At 74.2% G+C, this 15,338-nt stretch carries 13 protein-coding genes; 11 read left to right on the forward strand and 2 right to left on the reverse strand.

The annotated features are described in order from the left end of the window. Positions 1-346: 346 nt before the first annotated feature. Positions 347-2,335 (reverse strand): S9 family peptidase, encoded by a 1,989-nt coding sequence (locus tag ON36_RS30190; RefSeq protein ID WP_052314534.1) that lies wholly within the window; start codon positions 2,333-2,335, stop codon positions 347-349. A gap of 255 nt (positions 2,336-2,590) precedes the next feature. On the opposite strand from ON36_RS30190, the gene ON36_RS30195 reads away from it, so the two are divergent. The 11 genes from ON36_RS30195 (at position 2,591) to ON36_RS30245 (ending at position 14,232) form a co-directional block, all read left to right on the forward strand. Then, a complete protein-coding gene (locus ON36_RS30195; protein WP_085999727.1) occupies positions 2,591-4,546 on the forward strand; it encodes an APC family permease in 1,956 nt (651 codons plus the stop codon). 127 nt (positions 4,547-4,673) lie between these two features. Then, positions 4,674-5,963 carry a hypothetical protein gene (locus ON36_RS30200; RefSeq protein ID WP_043660913.1) on the forward strand — a complete coding sequence of 430 codons (1,290 nt, stop codon included), beginning with the start codon at positions 4,674-4,676 and terminating at the stop codon, positions 5,961-5,963. Then, positions 5,960-6,940 (forward strand): hypothetical protein, encoded by a 981-nt coding sequence (locus ON36_RS30205; RefSeq protein WP_043660915.1) that lies wholly within the window; start codon positions 5,960-5,962, stop codon positions 6,938-6,940. Before ON36_RS30200 ends, ON36_RS30205 begins: the two co-directional genes overlap by 4 nt. A gap of 13 nt (positions 6,941-6,953) precedes the next feature. Then, complete coding sequence (locus ON36_RS30210) at positions 6,954-7,799, forward strand: crotonase/enoyl-CoA hydratase family protein (protein ID WP_043660917.1); 846 nt, start codon at positions 6,954-6,956, stop codon at positions 7,797-7,799. A 49-nt stretch (positions 7,800-7,848) separates the two neighbouring features. Beyond that, positions 7,849-9,225 (forward strand): hydroxysqualene dehydroxylase HpnE, encoded by a 1,377-nt coding sequence (gene hpnE / locus ON36_RS30215; protein ID WP_052314535.1) that lies wholly within the window; start codon positions 7,849-7,851, stop codon positions 9,223-9,225. Next, a complete protein-coding gene (locus ON36_RS30220; protein WP_043660920.1) occupies positions 9,225-10,325 on the forward strand; it encodes a saccharopine dehydrogenase family protein in 1,101 nt (366 codons plus the stop codon). Before hpnE ends, ON36_RS30220 begins: the two co-directional genes overlap by 1 nt. Positions 10,326-10,719: 394 nt before the next feature. Then, the gene (locus ON36_RS30225) at positions 10,720-11,178 is read left to right on the forward strand and encodes a PPC domain-containing DNA-binding protein (protein ID WP_043660922.1); all 459 of its coding nucleotides are present in this window, start codon (positions 10,720-10,722) and stop codon (positions 11,176-11,178) included. 165 nt (positions 11,179-11,343) lie between these two features. Continuing rightward, positions 11,344-12,180: a hypothetical protein gene (locus tag ON36_RS30230; protein ID WP_043660924.1), complete on the forward strand. Its 837-nt coding sequence runs from the start codon at positions 11,344-11,346 to the stop codon at positions 12,178-12,180. Next, positions 12,167-13,003: an ESX secretion-associated protein EspG gene (locus tag ON36_RS30235; protein WP_043660926.1), complete on the forward strand. Its 837-nt coding sequence runs from the start codon at positions 12,167-12,169 to the stop codon at positions 13,001-13,003. Before ON36_RS30230 ends, ON36_RS30235 begins: the two co-directional genes overlap by 14 nt. Continuing rightward, positions 12,939-13,322: a hypothetical protein gene (locus ON36_RS30240; protein ID WP_043660928.1), complete on the forward strand. Its 384-nt coding sequence runs from the start codon at positions 12,939-12,941 to the stop codon at positions 13,320-13,322. Before ON36_RS30235 ends, ON36_RS30240 begins: the two co-directional genes overlap by 65 nt. Before the next feature lie 37 nt (positions 13,323-13,359). Further along, a complete protein-coding gene (locus ON36_RS30245) occupies positions 13,360-14,232 on the forward strand; it encodes an alpha/beta fold hydrolase (protein ID WP_043660931.1) in 873 nt (290 codons plus the stop codon). A gap of 8 nt (positions 14,233-14,240) precedes the next feature. On the opposite strand, the gene ON36_RS30250 is transcribed toward ON36_RS30245, so the two are convergent. After that, the gene (locus ON36_RS30250; RefSeq protein ID WP_043660963.1) at positions 14,241-15,326 is read right to left on the reverse strand and encodes a GGDEF domain-containing protein; all 1,086 of its coding nucleotides are present in this window, start codon (positions 15,324-15,326) and stop codon (positions 14,241-14,243) included. Between the last annotated feature and the right edge of the window lie 12 nt (positions 15,327-15,338).

A 15,338-nucleotide genomic window follows, 5' to 3' on the forward strand; every position in this document is an offset into this window, starting at 1 on the left:
GGTGGGGCGGCTCGTGCGGCGCAGGCCCGGCGCGGTGCCGGTGATCACCGTGCACCCCCTCGACGTGCGGCGCGGCCTGCTGCCCGCGGTGGTCGCCGAGATCGAGGACCTGCTGCGCCTCGGCGCCCGCCCCGCGCTGGTCCGCGACCTGCTGGCGGTGGCCTGACCGCCGAGAGCGCGCGGCCTGCGCGCTCGCCGCTACCCGTCGCGGTCGACCGGGCCGCGACGCCGACCCGCGGTCGACCTCGCCACGCCGGGTGTCGTCGACGGTGGTCCGCTCACGCCGCGGCGGCGACCGTGGCGACGAGTTCGTCGGTGCACGCCGCCACGTCGAAGCCGGCCCTCGTCAGGGTCGCGCCGATCCCACCGGCAGGTTCTCCACCGTCACCGGCTCGATTCCCTCGGCGGGCGGGAGCGCGAAGCCGAACACCTGTCCGTAGAAGCTGAGTTCTGCGTCGAGGGCCCTGCGGATGTTCTCCGCCCGACGGAAACCGTGCTGCTCACCCTCGAAGAGCAGGTAGGCCACGGGGATTCCGCGCTCGCGCAGCGCGTCGACGATCATCTGGGACTGGTTGGGCGGCACGACGCTGTCCTCGCTGCCCTGCAACACGATCAGGGGGCGGCGGAACCGGTCGACGTGATGGATCGGCGAACGCTCCCGGTAGCGCTCCCGCGCGGCGGGGTAGGGCCCGACGAGACCGTCGAGGTAGCGGCTTTCGAATTTGTGGGTCTCGGCGGCCAGCGCCTCGAGGTCGGCCACCCCGTAGTGGTCGGCGCCCGCGGCGAACGGGGTGTCGGCGCGTGCGAGGGCGGCCAGCGTCGTGTACCCGCCCGCCGAGCCGCCACGGATGGCCAGCCGCGCCGGATCGACCCGGCCCTGCGCGGCCAGCCAGCGGGCGGCGGCGGTGCAGTCGGCGACGTCGACAATGCCCCAGCCGTCGCGGAGCAGCTCGCGGTAGGCGCGGCCGTAGCCGGTGGAACCGCCGTAATCGACGTCGACGACGGCGAATCCGCGACTGGTCCAGTACTGGATGCCGGGCGACAGCACCGGCACCGCCTGCGAGGTCGGCCCGCCGTGGATGAGCACCAGCAGCGGCGGCAGTTCGCCGTCGGGGCCGCGGTACCCGCTGTTGGCCGGCGGATAGAACAGCGCGTGCGCGGTGCGTGGCGCACCGTCGCGGTCGGTCGAGGGGAACGAGATCGGTTCGGGCACGGACACATCGGCGGCATCGAGCCCGAGATCGCCGGGTTCCCGCAGGGTTTCGATCGCGGCGCGCGTCCCGTCCAGCTCGATGCGGTAGATCCCGGTCTCGGCGGTCGGCGTGCCCGCGACGACGACCACGGCGCGCTCGCCCGCCCGCTCCACCGCGCCGATCGCGGAGAAGGGCAGGTCCAGCTCGGTCACCGTGCCGTCCGGGCGGCGCACGGCGAGCCCGTCGTAGCCGTCGCGCCTGCGGGCGAACACGATGGCGCCGTCGCCGAGCACGGCATAGCGGGCCGAACCCAGTTGCCAGGCCGGGACCCCGATCTCGGCCTCGAGCTCGATCACGGGCGTCACGCCTGCCGCGGCGGTCCAGCGGTAGAGGTTCCACCAGCCGTTGCGGTCGGACAGGAACAACAGCGAACCGTCCTCCTGCCAGCGCGGTTCCTGCACCGACTCACCGACGCCGCCCGCCACGATCGTCTCGGTGCCCGCGGCCAGGTCCCGCACGCGCAGGACGGTGTCGTCCCACGGCATCGACGGGTGGTCCCAGGTGACGACCGCCAGCAGCGCGCCGTCCGGGCTCGGGCGGGGCGCGACCACGAAATCAGGTCCGGTGACCAGGACCTCCGGCTCCGAGGGCTCGGTCGCCGACAGGCGCACGATCTCGTTGCGCACGTCGACCGCGCCGCGTCCGTGCGGCGGATGGTGTTCGCGGATCGCGACGACGGTCGCGCCGTCCGGGGCGAACGCGCCGTCGGCGTAGCGGTCGGCCCGGGGGCCTGCGGGTTCGGGCGTCAGCGCGACCGGCGTTCCTCCCCGCTCGAGCCGGTACAGCCGCTGATCGGCCCAGTCGACGAAGTACACGACCCCGTCGCGGACCCACCACGCCGCGCCGCCGTACTCGTGCACCGCCGTGCGGGCGTTGCGTCCCTCGGGCAGCAGATCGGTGACCGTGCCGTCCGACGAGCGCCGCACGAGCTGCGTGCGTCCGCCTTCGGCGGGACGTCCCTCCGCCCAGTAGACGTCGTCCCCGTCCACCCGGACCTCGCCGAGGCGCACCGCCGCGGCGACGACGCTCGCGGAGGTGATGGACGTGGGCCAGGACCCGAAAGGCAATGCGCTGATCGTCACCCGGGCCAGAGTAGTACCCGCCCGGGTGCGCGCCGATCCCCCGAACCGCCGCCCACCCGCCGTAAAGATTCCGTAGAGATCGTCGTGTGCCCCGGGTTCCGGGGTGAACGGTCGGTACAGTCCCGGTCCGGGCAACGGTCGGCGCGGGCCGGCGACGCGGAAGGACGGACTCGTGACACGATCGACCCCTCCGGTGCTGTGCCGTGGGCCGGTGCGGGTGGCGCGCCGGACGCCGCGGCGCGGCGGGGGAACCCGATGACGGCGACCGAGGTCCGGCCGCGCTCGGCCTTCACCCGCTGGCTGCTGTCGGGGACCGACGAGACCCGCCACGCCCAGCATCCGGGGCCCCTGCGCAAGGTCGAGACCGCCGAGCACCAGCGATCCTGGTGGCAGGTCATGTGCCTGACCGGGGTGGACTACTTCTCGACGCTGGGCTATCAGCCGGGCATCGCGGCGCTGGCCGCGGGCGTGCTGTCCCCGTTGGCCACGCTGGTGCTGGTCGGGCTGACCCTGCTCGGCGCGCTGCCGGTGTACCGGCGGGTGGCGGCCGAGAGCCCCGACGGGGGCGGATCGCTGGCGATGTTCGCCGCGTTCCTGCCGCGCTGGACCGGCAAGATCGCCATCCTGGTCCTGCTCGGTTTCGCCGCCACCGATTTCGTCATCACCATGACGCTGTCGGCGGCCGACGGCGCCGCGCACATCGTGGAGAACCCGTTCACCCCCGCCGGCTGGCAGGATCACCGGCTCGCCATCACCCTGGTGCTGCTCGCCCTGCTCGCCGCCGTCTTCCTCAAGGGGTTCGCCGAGGCCATCGGGGTCGCGGTCGTCCTGGTCGGCGCCTACCTGGCGCTGAATCTCGTGGTCGCCGTCACCGGGCTGTGGCACGTCTTCACCGCACCCCAGCTCGTCGTCGACTGGAAGGACGCGCTGTTCGCCGAGCATGGCAACGTGTGGGTGATGGTCGGGATAGCGCTCATCGTCTTCCCCAAGCTCGCGCTCGGCCTGTCCGGCTTCGAGACCGGCGTCGCCGTCATGCCGCTGATCCGGGGCGGGCCCGGCGACACCGCCGAGCGCCCGCGCGCCCGCATCGTCGGCGCGCGCCGGCTGCTGACCACCTCCGCGCTCATCATGAGCTGCTTCCTCATCGTCTCCAGCTTCATCACCGTCGTGCTGATCCCGGAGAAGGAGTTCGAATCCGGCGGCCAGGCCAACGGCCGGGCCCTGGCCTACCTGGCCCACGAGTACCTCGGCAACGCCTTCGGCACCGTCTACGACATCGCCACCATCGCCATCCTGTGGTTCGCGGGCGCCTCCGCGCTGGCCGGACTGCTCAACCTGGTCCCGCGCTATCTGCCCCGCTACGGCATGGCGCCGGAATGGGCGCGCGCCGTGCGCCCGCTCGTCCTGGTCTTCTCGCTGGTGGCCTTCGGCATCACCTGGTACTTCGACGCCGATGTCGACGCCCAGGGCGCCGCCTACGCCACCGGCGTGCTGGTGCTGATCACCTCCGCCGCCGCCGCGGTCACCCTCTCCGCGCACCGGCGCGGCCAGCGCTCGCGGACCCTCGGATTCGGGATCGTGGCGGCGGTGTTCGTCTACACGACCGTCGTCAACGTCATCGAGCGGCCCGAGGGCGTGCAGCTGGCGTCGCTGTTCATCGTGACCGTGGTGGTGGTGTCGCTGGCCTCGCGCGTCCACCGATCGTTCGAACTGCGCGCCATCACCGTCGAATTCGACGAGCACGCCGCCGCGCTGATCGACGAGGCGGCGGCGACCGGCGTCGTGCGGATCGTCACGCACGACATCGACGGCCGCCGCCCGGAGGAGTACGACGAGAAGGAGGCCGAGCAGCGCGGGGAGAGCCATATCCCGGCGTCGGATTCGATCCTGTTCCTCGAGGTCGTGGTGGCGGACGCCTCGGAGTTCTCCACCGAGCTGCACGTCACCGCGGTCACCGTGGGACGGCACCGGATCCTGAGCGTGGACGCCAGCGCGGTCCCCAACTCCATCGCCGCGATCCTGTTCGCCGTCCGCGACCGCACCGGCCTCGAACCGCACGTGTATTTCGAATGGACCGAGGGCAATCCGATGGTGAACCTGCTGAAGTTCCTCTTCGTCGGGGAGGGCGAGGTGGCGCCGGTGACCCGCGAGATCATCCGCCGCGCCGAACCCGACCCGGCCCGCCGCCCGCACGTGCACGTCGACAGCTGACCCGCCGCGGGCCCGCCTCGCAAACCCACGCCGAACTCCACGATTCGCCACGCGGGGCCGCGCCCGATGGTGCCGCCCGACCGGGCCGGGCCGTGCTAGACATGGTCCCGACGAGGAGGAGGACCCTGTGACCCGTCCCTACCGGCTCATCATCTGGGGGCCCGGCGACATGGGCGGTCGCGCGCTGCGGCTCGCCCTCGAATCGCCGGACCACGACGTGGTCGGCGTGAAGGTCTTCAGCCCGCACAAGCACGGCGCCGACATCGGCGAGCTGGCGGGCCTCGCGCCCGTCGGCGTGCACGCGACGACGTCGAAGGACGAGATCCTGGCCCTCGACGCCGACGTCGTGATCCACACCCCGACGACGCCCGCCCTGGTGCGCGGCGCCGACGCCGACGTGATCGACCTGCTGGAGTCAGGGAAGAACGTGGTCTCGGCGGCGTCCTACCACAATCCCGCCGTCCCGACCTGGCTCTCGGAGACCAGGAAACCCCTCGACGTCCTGCGCACGGTGTCGCGGATGAAGGTCACCGGCGACGCCTTCGGGGCCGAGGTGAAAGCGGCCCTGTCGGCCCTGCGACTCGGCATGCGCGGCGTCGACTCCCCGCTCGCGCGCCCGCTGCGCGGCGGCCTGGACCGGCTGGCGGGCACGGTGATCGACGCGGTCATCCCGCGCCGCGCCTCGGGCGAACGCCTGCAACGCGCCTGCCTGGCCGGCGGCGTCTCGCTGCACGGCACCGGGCTGCACCCCGGGCTCATGGTCGAACAGGTCCTGCTGCGCCTGGCCTCGGTGCTCGACGAGGTACACCGGGTGCGGTTCCTCGAGGTCGGTGACCTGTTCGCGGCGCCCGACGGCATGTGGGGCGGCCTGGAGAGCCTCGGCTTCGGCACCCCGCTGCGGGCCGTCGACTCCGACCACGCGATCGCGCTCATGCAGCACTTCTATTTCGACGCCGTGCTCGGCACCGTCGCCGCCGAACTGTTCGGCGGGCGGCCCGACCAGGTCCGGGTCGAGCGCCACGTCTATCCGGTACCCGCCCGGGTGCGGGTCCGCGCGGGCGGGACCGTGATCGAGCCCGGTTCGGTCGGCGCCATCCACATGACCTATCGCGGCTACCTCGGCGACCGGCTGTTCATGACCAACGAGGAATGCTGGCACGTCGGCCCCGGCAACGCGCACCTCGGACCCGACCATCCCCGCAGCCTCGCCGGCGGACACGTCATCACCCTCGACGGCAGCCCGGGCAGCGTCGAACTGCGCAACGAGATCGACGACGAGTCCGCCTCGCCGGAATGGTCGGCCGTCACCGACATCTCCGTCAACGCCATGCTCGGCGTGATCCCCGAAGTGTGCGCGGCGGCGCCCGGCGTACTGGCGCCCGACCCGAGCCCCCGCTACCACGTGGAGACCGCATGACCTCGCACCCGCTCGCCGTCGCCGTCCTCGGCAGCGGACCGCTCGCCGAACGTCTCGCCGCCCGGATCGACGCCGCCGCCGATTTCCGGTGCGTCCAGATCGGCCCGCCCGGGCCGACCCCGCCGCCGGGTGCCGACTGCGCCGTCTACGTCCCCACCGCCGAGGACCTGCGCGGTGAACTCCCGGGAACGCTGCTGCCGCTGCTGCTCCGCGGCGGCGTCGACGTCGTCACGACGCTGCCGCCGGGCGACGGACCGCCCGCGGCCGAGATCCACGAGGCCTGCCGCGCGGGCGGGACCGTCTTCCACGCGAGCGGCGGCTTCCAGAGCGCGGTCGCCGCGCGCGTCACCCGCTCGCTGGCCGCGGCGAGCCGGGGCATCCGCCGGATCGAGCTGGTCGAGGAGATCGCGCTGCCCGACGCCGGGGTCCATCCGTGGACGGCGTTGTCCGACACCGGGATCGGGTCGGCCGACCCCGGCGCCGCCGCCGTCGCGGCGGCGCTGGTGAACGGGTACTACGAGGCGGGCCTGCGCGTGCTCGACGCGGCCGCCTTCGGCGGCGTCGCCGCCGACGACCATCCCCTGTCGGTGTCGGTGCGGACCGAGGCGGACGCCGACGGCCGCGTCGAGCACGTCGAGGTCGACCGCGACCTCGGTCCCCAGCTGCGCTACCGCTCCGCCTGGACCCGGCACACCGGGGACCCCGAGCCGCTGCGCTACCGGCTGCGCACCACCACCGCCGAAGCCGCGAGCGAGGCGACCGTGCGGTTCGCGTTCGACGGCGACCTCCACCCGGCCGACCACCTGACCTGCCTCGACGTCCTGACCGCGCTGCGCGCGCTGCCCGGCGTCACCGGGCCGGGGGCCCTGCGCCGCGACCTGGCGATCACCCACCTGAAACCGGACGAGTGGCTGCGGCACGTACCCCCGCCCGGGAGTGCGGACGCAGAACCGGTCGCAGCCCGACCGGTCGACTGACAGTCTGTCCGGTATGGCCGATATTCGCTTGGACGTCACAGATTCCGTCGCCACGATCACCCTCGACCGCCCCGCGCGGCTCAACGCCTACACCCTCGCGATGGGAGCGGAGCTGATCGCGGCGTTCGACACGATCGACGCCGACGACGGGATCCGCGCCGTGGTGCTCACCGGCGCCGGGCGCGCCTTCTGCGCGGGCGCCGACCTGGCGGGCGGCGCGGACACCTTCGCCGCGCCCGACCTCGACGAGACCCCGCGCGACGGTGGCGGGGAGCTCGTGCTGCGCATGTTCGAATGCCGCAAACCCGTCATCGCCGCGATCAACGGGCCCGCGGTCGGCGTCGGCATCACGCTCACCCTGGCCGCCGACTTCCGGCTGGCCGCGGCGGAGGCGAAGATCGGGTTCGTCTTCAACCGGCGCGGGATCGTCCCCGAGTCCTGCTCGAGCTGGTTCCTGCCCCGGCTGGTGCCGATGCAGACCGCGCTGGACTGGGTGTATTCGGGCAGGCTCGTCGAGGCCGCCGAGGCTCACGCCGCCGGCCTGTTCTACGCGGTGCATCCCGCCGAGTCGCTGCTGGCCGAGGCGACGGCCTTCGCACGCGGGCTGACCGAGCACTCCGCGCCGGTGTCGGTGGCGCTGTCGCGCCAGATGTTGTGGCGCGGGCTCGGCGCCGAGCATCCGATGATCATGCACCGGGTGGAGTCGCGCGGCGTCCATCGGCGCGGGCTCAGCGCCGATGCGCGCGAAGGTGTTTCGGCGTTCCTGGAGAAGCGGCCCGCGACGTTCCCCGACAGCGTGGCCGCCGCCTACCCGGACATCTTCGGCGACGACCTGCCGGTTCCCGCGTACCGGGACTGACGGACCGCGTTCCTCGCAACAAAGAGAGAGTTCGCGTTACATTATCTCAATGATGGACTCACGCGACCCGCGCCACGTCGTCGTCATCGGGGGCGGACTGGCCGGCCTGGCCGCCGCGGTCTGGCTGGCGGAGGCGGGCGAGCGGGTGACCCTGCTGGAACGGCGCGGCCGGCTCGGCGGCCGCACGCAGGCGATGCGCGTGGCCGGCGTCGACGACCTCGCCGACAACGGCCAGCACGTGGTCGCCAGCGGCTACCGCAGCCTGTGGCGGTATCTGGACAGCGTCGGCACGCGGGAGCACCTGGAGTTTCCGGGCGCGGGCAGCCTGCGCTGGCCGGGCGGCCGGACGGTCATGCTGCACACCAGGGGTTTCCGCGCATGGCGCACGCTGCTGGGCGCGCACCCCGACGCAGGCCCGCTCGACCGGTTGCGGGCGCTGCGCGCCACCCTGCGCCTGGTGCGCCAGGCCCTCCGGCAGCCCGCCGACCTGGCCGGCCTGACCACCGAGCAGTGGTTCCAGCGGGTCGGGATGCCCGCGAAAGCCCGTGAGGCCCTGTGGGACTGGCTGGCGCTGGGCATCGCCGCCGAACCGGTGGACCGCGAATCGGCCAAGGTGTTCGCCGACGTCCTCGCCACCGGGATCCGGATCGGGATCCGCGACCGCGAGGCCGTCACCATCGGCTATCCCACCGTGGACCTGGACACCCTCTACGTCTCCGGCGCGGAGGAGGTCTTCCGGCGCCACGGCGTCGAGGTCCGCCACCGCGCGGTCGCCCGGCGGATCGTCGTCACCGAGGGCCGGGCCACCGGCGTGCTCCTGGCGGACGGCTCGGTCGTCGCCGCCGACGCGGTGGTGTGCGCGGTGCCGAACTCCGCCATCGGCGGCCTGCTCGACGAGCTGCCCGAACACCCCGAGATCTACGCCGCCGCCGACAAATTGGGCGTCACCCCGATCGTGAGCACGAACCTGTACCTGGACCGGCCGCTGCGGACGAAGTCGGCCATGGAGGCCCTCATCGGCGGCACCGGCGTCATCGACGAGGTCTTCGACCGCCAGCGCATGCACGGACGGACCCCCGACGGCGCCTGGCTGTACTGCCTGACCACCAGCGGCGCCTACACCCAGATCCACAAGAGCAACGAGGAGATCGTCGCCGAACAGATGGCGCTCATCCGCCGCTACTACCCGGAGGCCGCCGACGCCGAGGTCGTCGCCGGGCACGTGGTGAAGATGCCGAAGGCGACCTTCTCCCAGGTCGTCGGCACCGACGACCTGCGACCCGGTCAGCGCACCTCCGTCCCGAACCTCGTCCTGGCCGGCGACTGGACCCGCACCGACTGGTCGGCCACGATGGAGAGCGCCGCCCAGAGCGCCGAGCGCGCCGTCGCCGCCCTGCTGGAACTGCCCACCGGACAGGGGAAGTGATGCCGAGCATCGTGCTGTTCGGTGCGACCGGATACACCGGGCGCCTGACCGCGCAAGCGCTCGTCGCCCGGGGCGCCGCGCCCGTGCTGGCCGGGCGCGACCCGGCCGCGCTGGCCGTACTGGCCGGCGAACTCGGCGGGCTGCCGACCGCCGTCGCCGAGGTCACCGATCCGGCGACGGTGCGGGCGCTGCTGGCACCTGGCGACGTCCTGGTGACCACCGTCGGCCCGTTCCTGCGGTACGGCGCCGCCGCGCTGGCCGCGGCGATCGACGCGGGCGCGCACTACATCGACTCCACCGGCGAAGGCCCGTTCATCCGCGCGGTGTTCGACCGGGATCGGCAGGCCCGTGCCGCCGGGTCGGCGCTGCTGACCGCGTTCGGCTTCGACTACGTCCCGGGCAATCTGGCCGCGGGCCTCGCCCTGCGCGACCTGCCGACGGCGACCCGCGCCGACATCGGCTACTTCATGGACCGGCCCGGCACCAGCGCCGGGACCCGCGCCTCCATGGCCGGGATGCTGTTCGAGCCGGGCTTCGCGCTGCGCGAGGGCAGGATCACCCCGGAGGAGACCGGCGCGCGCGTGCGGTCCTTCCCGGTGGCGGGGGCGGCGCGGAGCGGGGTGTCCATCCCGGCCTCGGAACCCTTCGCGCTGCGCCGGACCCACCCCGGGCTGCGCGAGGTCGACGTCTACCTCGGGTTGCCCGGGGGCGCGGCCCGCGGCCTGCAGGCCGCCGCGCGGCTGGCCGGCCTGGCCGGGAGGGTGCCGCCGCTGCGGCACGGACTCGACGCCGTGCTGGCCCGCACGATCACCGGATCCGGCGGCGGACCGGACGCCCGGTCGCGGTCGCGCACCAGGGGCTGGGCGGTCGCCGAGGTGCGTGACGGCACCGGCGCCACGGCCCGCGCGACGCTGGCCGGCGGCGACCCCTACGACTTCACCGCGAAGATCATGGCCTGGGCGGCGCACACCGCCCTCGACGGCGGCCTGCTCGGGGTGGGCGCGCTCGGTCCGGTCGAGGCGTTCGGGCTGGACGCCCTCGCCGCGGCGGCCCTCGACGCCGGGTGGCGGCGGCACACGGGGACCGAGGCGCCGCGCTGAGTCCCCGTCACAACCCCCGCCGCGCGGGGTGTGTGAGGTCGGGTAGTCCTGCTCCGGTGCGCTGGTGGCGGTCGCCGCCGTCGTCCTACGCTCGGCTGGCCACCTCAGGGTGGACGGTTTCCACACCGTGCCGGGTGCGCGGGCGATCGGGACATGCCCTTCCGGGCCGCCCGCGCACCCGGGCCGTGGCACCGGACGCACACCACCGGTGATCCGGCCGCAATTGTCGATTGCCCCAGTGATCCACCGCCGCGACCGGTCGCCACCACGAAATTCCCCCGGCGGGGGCCCGTGGCGTCCTCCGGGCACGTCCTTTCCGCATCCCTCTGGCTAATCTGGGTGCCGGTGCCGCGCACAGCGAGCTCCCGGTGCGGGCCCGAGGGAAGGACCTGCCGTGCGCTCTCATCAACTCACCATCGGACGGACGTTCGCGCTCGTGGTGGACCACGGCGAGGACCTGCTGTCGTCGCTGAGCCGGTTCTGCCACGACAACGCCGTCCGGGCGGGCTACATCCCGACCTTCGTCGCCAGTTTCAGCGAGGCCGACATCGTGGGCACCTGCCAGCGCCTGGACAACCCGGGCGCCCCGGTCCGCTCGGCGGTGCATCTGCGCAACACCGACGGCGTCGGCGCGGGCACCGTCGCGCTCGACCCCGCCACCGGCGAGGTGCGTCCGCACCTGCACGTGGCCCTCGGCGTCAAGGAGCATTCGGCGACCGCGCACGCCAGTCACCTGTTCAACGCGCGGGTCCAGTTCTCGGCCGAACTGATCGTCGTCGAGGCCGCCGCGCCCTCGTTCCAGCGGGTTCCCGAACCCGGCCTCTACGGGGTGCCGCTGCTCTGGTTCGGGTGAGCGCGACCGCCCGCGAGGGTGGCGGCCCCGGTCCTGGTCACAAGCGGGCGCGCGCCGTCCGCGTGCCGGCGACGAACTTCCCCGCGCTGGCATGTGACTCGTCATGACTCCGGCGTGGCGCGCGGCCGGACCTGCCAGTCTGTCGGGCAACCGGAAGGAGAACCGATGGGCGATCCACAACGCATACTGCCCGGTTTCGCCGACGCCGCCCCCTCGGCCGCTTCGGCGCACACCGCCGCCGAGTTCGACCGGGCGCGGGCGCGGTCCGGGCGCACCGACGAGGCCCTGCTGGCCGAGGGCGTCGGGGTCGACCCCGACTACGCGCGGACGCGGGAGCGTTTCGAGGCGTGGTCGCACGAGCAGATCCACGACGCCGTGCACGGCCCCGCGGGCATGGACGTCGCCCGGCTCCAGGCCGCCCGCCAGGCGTGGTTCGATGCCTACGCGCAGCTGTCGCGGTCGGCGACCTTCCACCTGCTGGGCATCGAGCGCCTGCTGAGCCGGGGCGCGTGGGCGGGCGCCTCCGGCGACGCCGCCCGCGCCGCGTCCACGGCGTTCGGGCGCTCGGCCGACCTCGTCGCGCAGGTGTTCGCCGCCACGGCCGACCGCCTCGACGCGCTGGCCTGGGCCGCCGAGGCCACCCGGCTGGCCGTCCCCGCGCCCGCGGGCACGCCGCCCGCCGACCCCGACGACCCGGCCTCGCACATCCTGCCCGGCCTGCCGAATCCGGCGACCTCGACCGCGGAGCGCGAAGCCGCCGAGCGGGCCCGGCTCGACGCGGTGGCGGCGATGAACAACATCTACAAGCCCGGGTTCCCCCCGAACGGCTCGGGCGTGCCCGCCTTTCCGGCCGTGCCGGCGAGCGGCACGGACCGGCGGGGCGGGACCGCCTCGGCCGCGGCCGCCCTGCCGGGCCGCACCGCCGCGCCGGATTCCCGGCGGCCGACGGCGGCCACGCCCGGATCCGCGGCCCCGACCGAGGACACGGGTGCCGTCGCCTGAGGGGGACCGCGCCTGGACCGTGTCCCCGGACGAGTTCGCCTGGCTGTGGCGGCGGCACACGGGTCTGGACGCCTACACCCACCCCGACCCGCTGCGCATCCGCGAGACCGCCGCCGAGGTCGGCGACCACGACCGGCTGACCGCGGAGATCGCCGCGCGGTACGGCGGCGCCGACGCCGGGCTCGCGGGCGCCGTCGCCGCCCTGGCGGATCCCGACAGCCGCATCCGCTGCTTCGGCGCACCCGGGGCCGGTCCCGCGCTGCGTGTGGTCGGCGCCCGCGCCGGGAACGCGGGCGTCGTGGCGATCCAGCGTGACGCGGCGATCACCCTGGCCGCGCTCCCGCCCGACGCGGTGCCCCACCACGTGGCGCTGGCACTCCCGCCCGCGGCACCGGGCGGCGCGGGCACGCTGCGCGGTGACACCGCCCGCGTCCGTGGCACCGCCGCGCCCGCCTCGTGGCTCGGCGACCGGCGCGGCCGGATCCCGGTCGACGAGCGGATCCGCGACCTGCTCCGCCGACCCCGGCGGGCCGAGGGACATCTCGTCGTCGAGACGCGGCTGCGCGCCGATCGCCGGTCACCGCCGCGCTACCTGAGCTGGATCGACGTCGCCGAGGGCGGCGCGGCCGGTCGCTATCTCGTCGAGGTCGACGAGGCGGTCACCCTCGTCCGGGCCGTCGGCACCGCGCAGCTCGCCGCGTCCCTGCGGTCGTCCACCCCGTTCGCCCGACACCCCGACACCCCGGAGGAGCACCCCCATGACCCCGATCGACTACGGCCTGCGCCACATCGAGGCGTTCGGCCGCGCCGCGCGGGCCGGTGACTTCCACTTCGACCCCGCCGCGGTCGACGAGGTCGTCCGCTCGTACAGCACCATGATCGAGGAACTCGACGAGGTCGCCGCCCGGCTCCGCGACGCCGAGGCCGCCGCCGGCTTCGGCACCGTCCCCTCGGCCGAGGAACTGCGACGCGGCTTCTCGCGCAAGGCGAGCGACGGGCTAGAGGTCGTCGCCCAGCTCGTCGACGGAGCGATGCGTCTGCAGGAGGCGTACCTGCGGGCCGCGCAGCGGTTCGCCGACGCGGACCGGGTCGGCGCCCGCCGGATCGCGCGCGCCACCGCCGCCCTGGACATCACGGACTAGGCTGCTCCCGAGGCGAACGCACGGGAGGAGCGGGGCGATGACGCAATCCCTCGACGACTGGATCGCCGGCGGATCGACGTCGATCCTGCTGGGCCACACGATCTTCCACCGTCAGGACGGTCCGCCCGACGGGGCGCCGGTGACGCTGCTGCACGGCTTCCCGACCTCCTCCTACGACTGGGCCGCGGTCCTGCCGTATCTGACCGGCGCCGGCCTGCGGGTGACGACCCTGGACTTCCTCGGCATGGGCGCGGGCGACAAGCCGCGCGGCCACGACTACCGCCTCACCGAACAGGCCGATCTCACCGAGGCGCTGTGGCGGCGACTCGGGATCGAGCGCACCGCGCTGGTCGCCCACGACTACGGGGTCAGCGTCGCCCAGGAACTGCTGGCAAGGGACCCGTCCCGGATCGTCGCGACGGCCTGGCTCAACGGCGGGCTCTACCCCGATCTGCACCGGCCGGTGCTCATGCAGCGGCTGCTGCACGGGCGGCTCGGCCCGGTGTTCGCGCGGCTCGGCAGCGAGCGCGGGTTCCGCGCGGTGATGGGGCAGATCATGGGGCGCGAGGTCCCCGACGCGGAACTGTCGGCGATGTGGCGCACCATCACCCTGCACGACGGCCGACGGGTCCAGCCCGGCCTGCTGCGCTACATCGACGAGCGGCGGATCCACGCCCGGCGCTGGCAGGACGCGCTCGAGTCCTACTCCGGTCCCACCCTGTTCCTCTGGGGTCCCGCCGACCCGGTCAGCGGCGGCCACGTCCTGCCCCGGCTGCGCGAGCGGCTGCCCGGCGCGGACATCACCGTCCTCGACACCCCGCCCGCCGTCGGGCACTACCCGCAGGTGGAAGCCCCCGACGAGGTCGGCGCGGCGCTGGCGGCCTTCCTCACCTCCTCGCCCACGCGCTGAGCGCGGCGTCAGCGGTCACCGGCGGCCGGGACGGCGTCGTCGACCACCACCCGATCGCCGCCCGCGCGCTTGGCCCGGTACATCGCCGCGTCCGCGGCGCGCAGCAGCCGGTCGGGCGACAGGCGCGGGCAGCGCGGTGACCCGATCCGGTCGCAGGCCGCGACCCCGACGCTCGCCGTCACCGCGACGCCGGTCCGCACCGGTTCGCCGATCACACGGAGCAGCCGTTCGGCCGCGTGCCGCGCGGCCGGGACGGGCAGCGGCAGCGCGACGACGAATTCCTCGCCGCCCGTGCGCGCCACCACCGCGTGCTCGCCCGCGGCGGCCCGCAGTCGCCGCGCGGTCCGCACAAGGACGAGGTCGCCGATGCCGTGCCCCCACGTGTCGTTGACGTTCTTGAACCGGTCGAGATCGACACACAGGACGCACACCGCCGGATGACGGTCCATGAGCCGCGGCAGCCGCAGGTCGAGGCCGCGGCGGTTCAGCAGGTCGGTGAGCGGATCCGTCAGCGATTCCGAGCGCAGCATCCCGGTGAGGATCTGGAAGGCGGGGATCGCGCTCACCACCGAGGCCAGCAGCAGCGCGACCGCCACCGCCAGCCGGATGTCCGCGCCGCCGGTCGCGATCCGCGCCGAGAACACCGCGACCGACAGCAGCGACCACACCGAATGGGCCGCCAGCGCCCGCCCGCTGTGGAAGACGCACAGATAGCTGCCGGTGACCACCAGCAGCAGCGCGCCCATCGCCCCGAACAGGCGGTCCGGCAGCTGCAGGAACTCGACCGTGAACAGCACGTCGGCGCCGGCGATCAGCAGCAGCGACTCGGTCCGGCCCGGCCACGGCAGCAGCCACCAGCGCGCCGCCCACAGCGCGCCCGAGGACACCCCGACGATCGACGCGAGCCCGGGATCGCCGGGCGGCCCCACCGGCGTCCCGGCGATCACCGCGCCCATCACCGCGATCACCGCGCCCGCGAGTCCGACCAGGATCTTCAGCGGGACCAGCGCCGAGCGGGCGGCCAGGGTGTGGACGAGCCAGCCGTAGTCCACCGGGTCCTTCCACCAGGCGCGCAGCGTCCGGACGCCGCTCATCGGCGCGCCCAC

The organism is Nocardia thailandica NBRC 100428 (assembly GCF_000308795.1).
GTDB classification, from domain to species: domain Bacteria; phylum Actinomycetota; class Actinomycetes; order Mycobacteriales; family Mycobacteriaceae; genus Nocardia; species Nocardia thailandica.

Coding starts and splice junctions, on each gene's coding strand:
- ON36_RS30195 (WP_085999727.1), top strand. CDS start 2,591: ATGACGGCGACCGAGGTCCGGCCGCGCTCGGCCTTCACCCGCTGGCTG.
- ON36_RS30205 (WP_043660915.1), top strand. CDS start 5,960: ATGACCTCGCACCCGCTCGCCGTCGCCGTCCTCGGCAGCGGACCGCTC.
- ON36_RS30210 (WP_043660917.1), top strand. CDS start 6,954: ATGGCCGATATTCGCTTGGACGTCACAGATTCCGTCGCCACGATCACC.
- hpnE (WP_052314535.1), top strand. CDS start 7,849: ATGATGGACTCACGCGACCCGCGCCACGTCGTCGTCATCGGGGGCGGA.
- ON36_RS30220 (WP_043660920.1), top strand. CDS start 9,225: ATGCCGAGCATCGTGCTGTTCGGTGCGACCGGATACACCGGGCGCCTG.
- ON36_RS30230 (WP_043660924.1), top strand. CDS start 11,344: ATGGGCGATCCACAACGCATACTGCCCGGTTTCGCCGACGCCGCCCCC.
- ON36_RS30240 (WP_043660928.1), top strand. CDS start 12,939: ATGACCCCGATCGACTACGGCCTGCGCCACATCGAGGCGTTCGGCCGC.
- ON36_RS30245 (WP_043660931.1), top strand. CDS start 13,360: ATGACGCAATCCCTCGACGACTGGATCGCCGGCGGATCGACGTCGATC.
- ON36_RS30250 (WP_043660963.1), bottom strand. CDS start 15,326: ATGAGCGGCGTCCGGACGCTGCGCGCCTGGTGGAAGGACCCGGTGGAC.